At 72.4% G+C, this 11,394-nt stretch carries 7 protein-coding genes; 2 read left to right on the forward strand and 5 right to left on the reverse strand.

Features of this window, described 5'->3' with window-relative positions:
• Nucleotides 1–60: 60 nt before the first annotated feature.
• The 4 genes from BZL64_RS21585 to BZL64_RS21600 all read right to left on the reverse strand — a co-directional run bounded on the left by BZL64_RS21585 (nucleotide 61) and on the right by BZL64_RS21600 (nucleotide 6,309).
• Entirely contained in the window at nucleotides 61–486 is a 426-nt protein-coding gene (locus tag BZL64_RS21585) for a hypothetical protein (protein ID WP_086770848.1), read from the reverse strand.
• The gene (locus tag BZL64_RS21590; protein ID WP_086770870.1) at nucleotides 483–2,255 is read right to left on the reverse strand and encodes a glycosyltransferase; all 1,773 of its coding nucleotides are present in this window, start codon (nucleotides 2,253–2,255) and stop codon (nucleotides 483–485) included. Before BZL64_RS21590 ends, BZL64_RS21585 begins: the two co-directional genes overlap by 4 nt.
• Nucleotides 2,256–2,429: 174 nt before the next feature.
• Nucleotides 2,430–5,003, reverse strand: coding sequence for a lipopolysaccharide biosynthesis protein (locus tag BZL64_RS41250; RefSeq protein WP_107430333.1), 2,574 nt, complete (start codon nucleotides 5,001–5,003; stop codon nucleotides 2,430–2,432).
• Between the two features lie 64 nt (nucleotides 5,004–5,067).
• Complete coding sequence (locus BZL64_RS21600; protein WP_244205431.1) at nucleotides 5,068–6,309, reverse strand: DegT/DnrJ/EryC1/StrS family aminotransferase; 1,242 nt, start codon at nucleotides 6,307–6,309, stop codon at nucleotides 5,068–5,070.
• Between the two features lie 443 nt (nucleotides 6,310–6,752).
• Here BZL64_RS21600 and fahA point away from each other — a divergent pair, with 443 nt between their 5' ends.
• Nucleotides 6,753–8,024 carry a fumarylacetoacetase gene (gene fahA, locus BZL64_RS21605; protein WP_086770871.1) on the forward strand — a complete coding sequence of 424 codons (1,272 nt, stop codon included), beginning with the start codon at nucleotides 6,753–6,755 and terminating at the stop codon, nucleotides 8,022–8,024.
• 146 nt (nucleotides 8,025–8,170) lie between these two features.
• Nucleotides 8,171–9,109, forward strand: a complete 939-nt coding sequence (locus BZL64_RS21610) for a M56 family metallopeptidase (RefSeq protein ID WP_086770850.1) — start codon at nucleotides 8,171–8,173, stop codon at nucleotides 9,107–9,109.
• Between the two features lie 70 nt (nucleotides 9,110–9,179).
• Here the strand turns inward: BZL64_RS21610 and recQ are convergent, their stop codons facing one another.
• Nucleotides 9,180–11,249: a DNA helicase RecQ gene (recQ, locus tag BZL64_RS21615; protein ID WP_086770851.1), complete on the reverse strand. Its 2,070-nt coding sequence runs from the start codon at nucleotides 11,247–11,249 to the stop codon at nucleotides 9,180–9,182.
• Between the last annotated feature and the right edge of the window lie 145 nt (nucleotides 11,250–11,394).

The raw sequence follows: 11,394 nt of genomic DNA on the forward strand, positions 1-11,394 counted from the left end.
GGGGGGGGGGGCGGGGGGTGGTGCGCCGGGCGCGGCCCTCGTCGCCGGGGTGGAGCAGGCTCACGTAGCAGTACCCTTCGCAGTCCTCGGCGGGGAGGCGCGCAGCCGCGGGCAGAACGCGGCGGCCGTGGTGAGCAGCGTGAGCGTCAGCAGGACGCGCTGCGCGCTGAAGGCGTGCGTGGCGATGAACACCGTCCCGGCGAGCAGGACGAGGGCCACGCTCACGAAGACGGTCAACATCAGCCGTTCGAGCTGGTCGGAGTGGCGCTCGAAGGCCGGGTCCCGGCGCTCCACGGGCCCCGCGGCGGGAACCATCGCCAGCGCGGGACCGCAGATTCTCAGCATGGCGGCGCCCGGCCCCGCCGCCAGGAAGGCGACCATGGCCGCGCCCCGCAGCACGGAGCCGTCGGGCAGCGCGAGCGCGGACAGCGCCAGCCAGCCGCCGAACGGGGGCAGCGCCCGCACGACCAGTTCCTGCGGTGTCATCGGCCCGTCTCCTTCAGAACGTAGGCCACCCCGGCGTCGTTCCCCGCCACCCGTTCGAAGAGGGGGGAGGCGTCGACGGACTGCCGGATGCGGTCCAACTGACCCTTCGTGAGCAGCCCGTTCATCTCCGAGTCGGCGAACTGGCCGCGGCTGAACAGCAGATAGGCGCGGCCCGGCGACTCCACGGCGGACATGTCCCGGGCGAGGGTGGCCGCCGGATCGTGCACGATGGCGTCGACGTGCTCGCGGTCGTCGTCGAGGAACCAGTAGTGGTCCACTCTCCAGTAGTCGGCGAACGCCAGCGGATAGTTGCGGTCGGCCGCCACCACCAGGGAGGCGTCCGGTGCCTGGTCGACGACCTGCCGCACCAGGTCCACCTCGGCCGGCGGGAAGTAGCTGATGCGGTCCTTGCCGGAGTAGCTCGGCACGAAGGCGAGGGTGCCGGCGAGGAGCGCGAGCAGCGGGAGCCACCCATAGAGGCGGGGCTCGGTCCGGCTGGTCCTCTCCATCGCCGTCAGGGTGCGCACCTGCGGCAGCAGGGCCGCCGCGGCGAAGAAGGCGGCGCCGGGCAGCATGAACATCAGCACCCGGAAGATCATCTCGCTGCCGTAGCTGCTCGCCCCGAGCATCGGCAGGGGGGCCGCCGCGATCAGCAGCAGCGGCATGGCGCGGTGGCGCAGCACCGGCTGGCGCAGCACGCCCACCACCGCGAGCAGCAGCACCGACGCCGACAGCAGCCGGGCGACCCAGGACGTCGTCACCGCGCCGGTGCCGGTCGGGGTGGCGCCGTAGCCGGTGGAGACGTTGCCGCCGATGTCACCGATCGAGCGGATCATGTCGGGCAGCGCCGCGGAGAGGAAGGGCAGGGCGGCCGTGAGGCACCAGGCCAGGAAGATGACCACGGTCGTGACCAGCGGGACCTTGTCGCGGTAGCGGCGGGTGAGGAAGAGGGCGGCCAGCGACACGATCAGCATGCCCGGCGTGAGCTGGTGCGAGATGACCACGGCCACCACCAGCACCGTGAGCAGCACCGTCCACACGGCCTGCCGCTGCCGCACTGCCGACTGGCCGGGCCGGCCGTAGCGGCGCAGGACGACGGCCAGCACGCCGAGGTGCAGGGCGAAGGCCACGGACTGGGGGGAGAAGTAGTCCTGGCCGACCCAGTTGGCGACGCAGAAGATCCAGACGCCGGTCCAGATCAGCCGCCGGTCCTCGGTGAAGGTGCGGTACAGCAGCAGCAGCGGGAGCAGCAGCATCAGGCCGCAGACCAGCGGCCACCACGCCATGAACTGTGCGGCCGAGTCCACGCCCAGCAGCCGCACCAGCGCGGCCTGGGCGGCGAAGAAGCCGGGCCACTGGTCGTAGACGGCCATGTCGCCGATCGCGTCCGCGTTCTCCAGCCGGCCCGCCGTCAGCAGGTGGTCGACGACCGCGTCGTGCTTCCACGCCCAGGCGTAGAGGGGCGTCGGGTAGAGCACCGCCTGCGTGGCGCGCTCCATCACCAGCAGACCCACGACGTACGCCGGCGCCCAGGCGGGATGGCGGCGCGGGCCGCGCAGGGTGGCCCAGAAGCCGACGGTGAGCAGGGCCAGTCCCGCCCAGAAGGTGGGGTGCAGGGCGGTGACGAGGCCGAAGTCGTCGAGGTCGGAGACGTCGGTGTGGGTCATCGCCCAGCCCCACAGGGCGAGCGCGACGAGCAGCGCGGGCGCGGGGTGGGAGGCGGCGTGCCACCAGGGGCGTCCGGGCGGCAGGTCGGAGAGGTCGCTCACGGGCTCGACTCCGACCTGGCCTGCCGGGCTCACCTGGCCTACCTGGCCTGCCGGTTCCGGTGCGGCCTGTTCCTGTGCGGCCGGAACGCTCACGGGCTCCGGATCGGATCTCTCGCGTGGAGTGGCTGGCGGACGCACGACGGTTCCCCCCTGGCGGTTCGGTTCTGAGCTGGTTCAGTCGCTGGACGGTTCGCTGGTACGGGCGGTGGCGGGTGGTCCGCTGACGGCACTGCTTACGGCGCCGCTGTCGCCCACCCGTGACAGGTGCGGATCCGGTGCGGGTTCCGGCGGCGGCTCGGCACGGTGGAGGGACAGGAGCAGGACGAGCAGGAACAGCAGGCCGAGCAGCGGCAGCGCGGCGGGCGCGAGCGCCTCTCTCCCCGCCCAGCCCCCCACGGCGACGAGATAGACGACCCCCCAACGCGCCGCCCACGGCAGCCGCCCGCCCGGACGGTCGCCGAAGCGCCGGTCGACGCAGCGCTGATCGACGAAGCGCCGGTCGACGAAGCGCCGGTCGACAAGGCGCCGGTCGACGCGGTCGAGCAGCAGCCACAGCAGCACGAGACTCAGCAGCTGACAGACGGGCGGCACCCAGCGCAGCAGCGGGTCGGGTCCGGGGAGGCCCAGGGTCTGCGCGAAGAAATCCGCCGTTTGGGCATAGAACGCCCCACCCAGTGCCCGTGGTTCCCGTCCGAGGGCGACAGGTACGGCGTACAGCGCGAGGGCGACGGCCCCCAGCGCCGTACCCGGCAGCCACGCGTCGCGCCGCACCCCCAGCGTCACGGCCGCCACGAACAGCAGGAGCAGTGCTCCTCCGGCGAACAGCGCCGGACCGGGCAGCAGGCCCAGCATCCCGCGCCCGCTCAACGGCTCGGCGAGACCGCCCGAGAGCCGTCCGCCGAGCCAGGGGAGGTTCCGCAGCGACACGACGTAGGACACCGTGGCGAGGGCGAGGAGGCTCCACAGTCCGGCACGCAGCCGGCGCTGGCCGCGCTCGGAAGAGAGGCCGTCCTCCTCGTGGCCGGGTGCCGGTCCGCTCCCGGCCTCACCGCGCTCCACCGGCGGTGTGTTCATGTCCTTGTGCTGCCCGGCCGCGGGTGTGCCCTTGGGCGGGCTCGCCGCGGGTGTGCCCTTGTGCGGGCGGACGATCACCGCGAGCGTGTCCGCCTGGAGTGCCTCGCGTTCGTAGCCGGGGCGCCCGATGAACAGCTCGACGGTGTCCTCGTCGGAGGCCCCCCGCTCGTACGCCGCCCGGCGCGCCCAGCTCGTGCCGTACCCGGCGGTGGGGTTCAGCCGGGCCCAGCGGGCGTCCTCCGGCGGCGTGCCGTCGGCGGTGCCGCCGACCGGGGTGGCCCGGTCTGCGGGCCGGGCGTCGGCCGGCTCGGTGGCGGGCGTCCGGCCCGTCTCACGGAGCGCCGCCTTCAGCCCGAAGACCGACACGACGGCGATCAGCGACATGCTCAGCAGCACCGCCCAGCCCGCGCCCGCGATGCCCGCCGGGGTGAGGAGCACGGCCGCGCTGCCCAGCACCAGCGTGCACATGGCGCCCTGGAGCGCGGCGAGCACACCGGTGCGTCCCTGCACCCGCAGCACCCCGATGTACATCTCCACCACGACCCGCGGCAGCGCCCCGGCGGCCAGCAACCGCAGGACGGTGGTGCCGTGTTCGGCGTAGTCCTCGTTGAACGGCAGCAGGATCTGCGGCGCGAACACCACCAGCACCAGGACCACCGGCACCAGCAGCAGCGTCATGCGGCGCAGCGCCCCACGGACGCCGTCGGCGAGCTGACGCGGGTCGTGCGAGGCGTGCGCGGTGAGGGAGGAGGCCATGTTGATGGCCATGAACTCCATCGTGCCGCCGACGGTGTACGCGACGTAGAAGTAGCCGTTCTCCGCCGCGCTGAAGCGGACGGCGACCATCACCGGCAGCAGGTTGATCATCGCCAGGCTGAACAGCGCGCCGAGCGAGTCCCCGGCCAGGAACCGGCCCATCTCACGGACCTTGGGCGGTTCCAGGCCTCGGTCGGCCGCGGCCTGGCGCGGGATGAGCCTGCGGAAGATGAGCCAGCCCAGTGGCAGGGTCGAGAAGGCGATCGCGGCGGCCCAGGACACGAAGATCCCGAGCGCCGGCAGTGCGGTGGCGAAGATGATCAGCAGGATCAGCTTGCCGATCGAGAACACCGCGTTGCCGACCGGGACCCAGCCCGATCTGCGCAGCCCGGTCAGCACGCCGTCCTGGAGGGTGAGCAGCGCCCAGGCCACGCACGCGACGACGAACGCCGCCCCCGCGGCCGTCGTGCCGAGCGGCGCGTACGACGCCCCCCACAGGTCGAGCGTGAGGAGGAAGACCACGGCGGCGATGGTGACGACGACCGAACTCGCCGCGTACGCCCGCCATACCAAGGAGCCGGTCGCCCGTCCCGCGCGCGGGACGAAGCGGACGACCGCGCCGATCATCGTCGTCGCCGTGATGCTGGCCAGCAGGCGCATCGCGGCGATCGCGGCGGAGCCCTGCCCCACGGCCTCCTCGGTGTAGTAGCGGGCGGCCACGAGCCAGAAGCCGAGGCCGAGCACGGCGGAGACACCGGTGCTGAGCATCAGGAAGTAGGCGTTCCGGAACAGCGAGTCGGAGTCCCGCCCGCCCCCTGTTCCGGTCCCGGCTTCGGTCGCGGCTCCTGTTCCGGCTTCTGTTCCGGTGCTCGTTCCGACGGGTGCCCAGGTTTCGGCCGGGGCCCGCGTTCCGGCCACGGTCGCGGCATGCGTCCCGGCGTGTGTTCCGGGGGGCGTCCCGGCGTGTGTTCCGGCCTGTGTGTCAGCCACGGGTCGGCTCCAGCCCTCCCGGCGCCTCGGCCGGCCGCGCGCCGGACTCCTCCAGTACGTCGATGACCTGCCGCGCCCGCAACGGATCGACCGGCAGCGCGTGCCGGGCGAACCAGCGGGCCCCGTCCGGATCCGGCGAGAGGTCGGTGAAGCCGGCGCCCGCGTAGTCGTCGAGCGGCGGGTCGTAGAGGTACCCGACGACGATCCCGCGCCGCGCGAGAGCCGCGATCGAGGCATCCCGGTCGGCGACGAAGAGGGGGACGCGGAAGAGAGGCTGGGCGGCGGGCCGCGCACCGGAACCACCAGCACCGCCCACCCCTGCACCACCCACCCCGGCACCACTCACCTCACGCACCTCACGCGCACGGCCCGGCCCCGGCCGTGCCCACCGCGTGGACAGCAACTGCTCCGTGCCCGCTCGGCAGCCGGCCAGCACCTCGTCGAGATGATCGAGCTTGCGGCCGATCCGGCTCAGGCGCAGGCCGCCGGAACGCAACCGGTAGTCGTGCAGGTCGACCCGGACCCAGGAGTCGCTCGCGGTGAGGTCCGGCGCCGCCCCGACCGCCCGGCCCAGATCCTCGGCCCGCAACGGCATCCGGATCTCCTCGCGTTCCATCAGCCCCAGCATCCGCATCGTGGCCCACGCGGCCCGCCGCAGCCGCAGCCCACGGACGGCAGCCTCCGCGTACGGCCGGACGGTGTAGGCCAGTTCGGCCGTGAGCCGTCCGGGCAGCAGCAGGTTCTCGCAGGTCTTCTCCAGTGCCTCGCGCAGACCTGGGTCGGCACAGGACAGGAAACCGCCGGCCTTGGCCCCGACGTGCTTGGACAGACTGAAGACGGAGGCATCGCCCCAGGACCCGACCGGCCGGCCGCCCACCTCGCTGCCGATGGCGTGCGCCCCGTCCTCGAGCAGGGGAATCCGCAGCGCGTCACACTTCGCCCGCAGCCGCGGCGCGTCGTCCGGATTGCCGTACAGGTTCGTGGTGAGTACCGCGGACAGCGAGCCCCACAGCTCGTCCGGCACCGCGTCGACGTCGATCGACGCGTCCAGCGGGTTCAACGGCGCCTGCACGGGTCTGAGTCCGGCGGCGAGAACGACGAAGAAGATCACGTCGTCGTTCACCGGCGACATCAACACCCGTCCGCCCGGCGGGCACCAGTGGCGAAGGGCCACGAACAGCCCGAACCGGCACGACGGCACGTACACGCATTCCCGGCCGAGTCGGCCGCGCATGGTCTCTTCCAGCCGTTTCGGCCGTGAAGCATGCCGCGTCGACCCGAGGCCGGCCTCCCCTGTGGCCATCCGCCCCCCAAAAAAAGTGCTAGCGGAAGGCCCCCTCCCCGAGGTCTTCCAGCACCCGCCCAGAGTCGCCCCTTTCGCACCACTCCGTCAAGATTGCGGACCGGCCTGTGGACAACTTCCCGTACACGGACGAACGCGGAGCGCTCCGCCCGTGCCACCCCATCCCTCACCTCCCGTGTCACTCCCGTGTCGCTCCGGTGTCCCTCCCGCGAGGTCAGCCGTAACGTGTGCCGCGGCTCGGCACACCCGTAGAGCACCCGCAGAGCATCCGCGGAGCACCTGCGCACGGTCGGCGCCTCGGCCGTGGCGAACACATGTGCAGACCTGGCGAACAGATGGAGAGCACGAAAGTGAGGCAGCACCCCATGCCCCCCTTGTCCCCGTTCGACCTCCCCGAGGGCGACCCCTTCGGCCCGCACAACCTCCCGTACGGCGTCTTCTCGCTCCCCAGCCCCGACGCCGACCCTCACGCGGAGTCCGAGACCGGGTCCGAGACCAGCCACAACTCCGCCGCCGGGCAGCGGACCGTCGGTGTCCGGCTCGGCGACCATGTGCTGGACGCCGCCGCGGCAGCCCGTGCCCTCGGCTCCCCGCACGCCGACCTGCTCGGCCGCCCGACCCTCAACCCGCTCCTGGCGGCGGGCAGTACGACCTGGTCCGAGGTGCGCCGCGCCCTCACCGACTGGATCACGGACCCCTCCCTCCGGGAGACGCTGCTCCCCTTCCTGCACCCCCTTTCCTCGGTGACCCTGCACCTCCCCTTCGAGGTGGCCGACTACGTCGACTTCTACGCCTCCGAGCACCACGCCCGGAACGCGGGCGCCATCTTCCGTCCGGACGCCGCGGACACCCTCCTGCCGAACTGGAAGCACCTGCCGATCGGCTACCACGGTCGCGCCGGCACGGTCGTGGTCTCCGGCACGGACGTGGTCCGCCCCTCGGGCCAGCGCAAGGCGCCCACCGATCCGGCCCCCGTCTTCGGCCCGTCCCAGCGGCTGGACATCGAGGCCGAGGTCGGTTTCGTGGTGGGCACGCCGTCCCGGCAGGGACACCCGGTCCCGCTGACCGGCTTCCGCGAGCACGTCTTCGGCCTGTGCCTCCTCAACGACTGGTCGGCCCGCGACATCCAGGCCTGGGAGTACGTCCCCCTCGGCCCCTTCCTCGGCAAGTCCTTCGCCACATCGGTGTCGGCGTGGATCACCCCGCTGGAGGCGCTGGAGGACGCGCGGCTCTCACCCCCCGAGCGCACCCATCCCCTGCTGCCCTACCTCGACGACTCCACCACCGAGCCCGCCGGCTACGACCTGCGCATCTCTGTCGCCATCAACGGCCACGTCGTCTCCGAACCCCCCTTCTCCACCATGTACTGGACGGCCGCCCAGCAACTGGCCCACCTGACGGTCAACGGCGCCTCCCTGCGCACCGGCGACCTCTACGGCTCGGGCACCGTGAGCGGCCCGTCCGACAACCAGCGCGGCTCCCTCCTGGAGCTGAGCTGGAACGGCCGCGACCCCCTGGAACTCCCCGACGGCAAGCGGACCTACCTGGAGGACGGGGACGTGGTGACCCTGTCCGCCTGGGCGCCGGGTCCGGGCGGACTGCGCGTCGGTCTGGGCGAGGTGAGCGGGCGGGTTCTCGCGGGCTGACTACGGCGGCCCGCGCCGTCATACTGGCGGCGGGAACGGTCCCGTACCGGGCCCGCCGCACGCACCTTCCCGGAGCACGGCCCCCGGCCGTCGCTCCGACCCGTTCTCCCCCCGTCCTTTCCGACCAGGATCCGGAGCCCGTGGCAATGACCCTCTGCCTGCTCCTGCTGAGCGTGGTCGCTCTGACCGCCGCCGTGCCGGTCCCGCGTGCCCTGACCCGGGCCGAGTGGCCCGAGCGGGAGCCGGTGGTCGCCCTGTGGGTGTGGCAGTGCCTGGTCGCCACGGTGCTGCTGTGCTGTCTGACCGCGCTGGTCCTGGGAGCCGCCGCCGTCTTCCACACCGTCCGCAGCCAGGTCTTCGCCCCCGCCCCACCGGCCGTGACGGAGGCCTACGACCTGTCCACCGCCCCGCTGTGGGCGACGGCCCTCACGCTGCTGCTGGCCTGCGGAGCCGCCTGGACCACCGCCATGCTCGCCCGCGAACTGGTCGAGACCCGCAGGCGCCGCGGCCGGACCCGCGCCCACCTGCGCGAACGCGCCCCCGACCTGCCGGCGGGACTGCCCTCCGCCCGGGGTCCGCTGCTCGTGCTCGAGGACGAGTACCCGGATGCCTGGTGGATGCCCGGCAACCCGCCCCAGCTGATCGTGACCACCGGTGCCCTGCACCGCCTCACCTCCCGTCAGATGGACGCGGTCCTCACCCATGAACGGGGGCACGCCCGCGCCCACCACGACTGGCTGATGCATCTGTCGACGGCCCTGGCGACCGGCTTCCCGCGCATCCCCCTGTTCACCCACTTCTGCGACCAGACGCACCGACTGGTCGAACTCTCCGCCGACGACACGGCGTCCCGCCACTGCGGTCACCTCACGACGGCCCTGGCGCTGATCGAGCTGAACCAGCACCGAGGCGTCCTGTCCTGCGCGTCCTCCCACCGCCTCCTGGGCGAACGCGTGGACCGCCTCCTCCAGCCGCCCCCACGGCTCCTGCGCCGGCACCGGGCCCTGACGACGACCGTGGCCGCGCTGGTCCCCCTGCTCCCGCTGCTGATCACCTTCGCCCCGGGCCTGACCGCACTGGCCTGACCGCACCGACCTGACCCCACCGACCTGAGCGCCGACCGGGAGCTGGGCGCGGCGCCGACCATCGGTCCCCCTACATCCAGTCCTCCGGTTCCGGCTCCGCGTCCATCTCGGGCCAGTAGTCGTCGGACCCGGTGTCCACGGAGGGCGCGCCCTTCGCGGCAGGCACGGACCCGGTGACCGTCCCCGGCCCCGTCCCCGCCTCCGCCCCGGAAGCGGGAGCGGGTGCGGGAGCGGCCGTGTCCGGGGCCTCGCCCAGCGACGCCAGGACGCCGATCACGCCCTCCCCGTACGTCGCCAGCTTCTTCTCGCCGACTCCGCTGATACCGCCCAGTTGCCGCACGGACGTGGGCCACTCCGTTGCGATCTCCCGCAGCGTGGCGTCGTGGAAGATGACGTACGCCGGAACGCCCTGCTCCCGTGCCTGTTCGGCGCGCCAGGCCCGCAGGGCCTCGAAGGCGGGGAGCAGCGCCTCGGGCAGTTCGACCGCGGCGGCCTTCGCCCTGCCCTTGCCGGAGGAGGAGCCCGACGTCTTCGCCGTCACCGGCTTCTTCGGCTCCTTGCGCAGCGGCACCTCCCGCTCGCGCCGCAGCACCTCTCCGCTGGAGTCCGTCAGCACCAGCGTGCCGTAGTCCCCCTCGACCGCGAGCAGCCCCTGTGCGAGCAACTGGCGGACGACTCCGCGCCATTCGCCCTCGGACAGGTCGTCGCCGATGCCGAAGACCGACAGCTGGTCGTGGTCGAACTGGATCACCTTGGCCGAGCGCTTGCCCATGAGGATGTCGACGATCTGCACCGCGCCGAACTTCTGGCCGCGCTCCCGCTGCAGCCGCACCACCGTCGACAGCACCTTCTGCGCCGCGACCGTGCCGTCCCAGGTCTCCGGGGTCGCGAGACAGGTGTCGCAGTTGCCGCAGCCCTTCGGGTCCGGTTCCTGGCCGAAGTAGGCCAGGAGCTGCCCGCGGCGGCACCGGACCGTCTCGCACAGCGCCAGCATCGACTCGAGGTGGGAGGCGGCCCGGCGGCGGAACGCCTCGTCGCCCTCGCTCGACTGGATCATCTTGCGCTGCTGTATGACGTCGTTCAGGCCGTAGGCCATCCAGGCCGTGGAGGGCAGTCCGTCACGGCCTGCACGGCCCGTCTCCTGGTAGTAGCCCTCGATCGACTTGGGCAGGTCGAGGTGGGCGACGAACCGCACGTCCGGCTTGTCGATGCCCATGCCGAAGGCAATGGTCGCGACCACGACCAGGCCCTCCTCGCGCAGGAAACGTGACTGGTGTGCCGCGCGGGTGCCCGAGTCCAGGCCCGCGTGGTAGGGCACTGCCTCGATGCCGTTGCGCGAGAGGAACTCGGCGGTCTTGTCCACGGAGTTGCGCGAGAGGCAGTAGACGATGCCCGCGTCACCCGCGTGCTCTTCGCGCAGGAAGCTCAGCAGCTGCTTCTTGGGGTCGGCCTTCGGCACGATCCGGTACTGGATGTTGGGCCGGTCGAAGCTCGCCACGAAGTGCCGGGCCGTCGGCATACGCAGCCGCTGCGTGATCTCCTGGTGCGTCGCGTGGGTGGCCGTGGCCGTGAGCGCGATGCGCGGGACGTCGGGCCAGCGCTCGCCCAGCAGGGAGAGAGCGAGATAGTCGGGGCGGAAGTCGTGCCCCCACTGGGAGACGCAGTGGGCCTCGTCGATGGCGAAGACGGCGATCTTGCCGCGCGACAGCAGGTTCAGTGTGCTGTCCAGGCGCAGCCGCTCCGGCGCCAGGTAGAGCAGGTCCAGCTCGCCGGCGAGGAACTCGGCCTCGACCGTGCGCCGCTCGTCGAAGTCCTGCGTGGAGTTCATGAACCCGGCGCGCACGCCCAGCGCCCGCAGCGCGTCCACCTGGTCCTGCATCAGCGCGATCAGCGGCGAGACGACGACGCCTGTGCCTGGTCTGACGAGGGAGGGGATCTGGTAGCAGAGCGACTTGCCGCCGCCGGTCGGCATGAGGACGACCGCGTCCCCGCCGGCCACGACATGCTCGATGACCTCGCCCTGCTCACCTCGGAAGGCCTCGTACCCGAAGACCCGGTGGAGCGTGGCCAGCGCCTCGCTGTCCGTGCCCGGCATCTCGGTGGTTGCTGGCATCTCCCTGATCCCGCCCGTCCCTCGCATCGTCCCGTCCCCCGTACGTCGTCCCTCGACCACTGCGTCCACGATAGGGGTCCGGACTGACACCGCCGGAGTTATCCACAGGCTCGGGGTGATCGGTCAGCCACAAGAACAGCACGTTCGTACAAGTGACCGAACGATGAACGCC

This window comes from Streptomyces bobili (assembly GCF_002154575.1).
GTDB classification, from domain to species: domain Bacteria; phylum Actinomycetota; class Actinomycetes; order Streptomycetales; family Streptomycetaceae; genus Streptomyces; species Streptomyces bobili.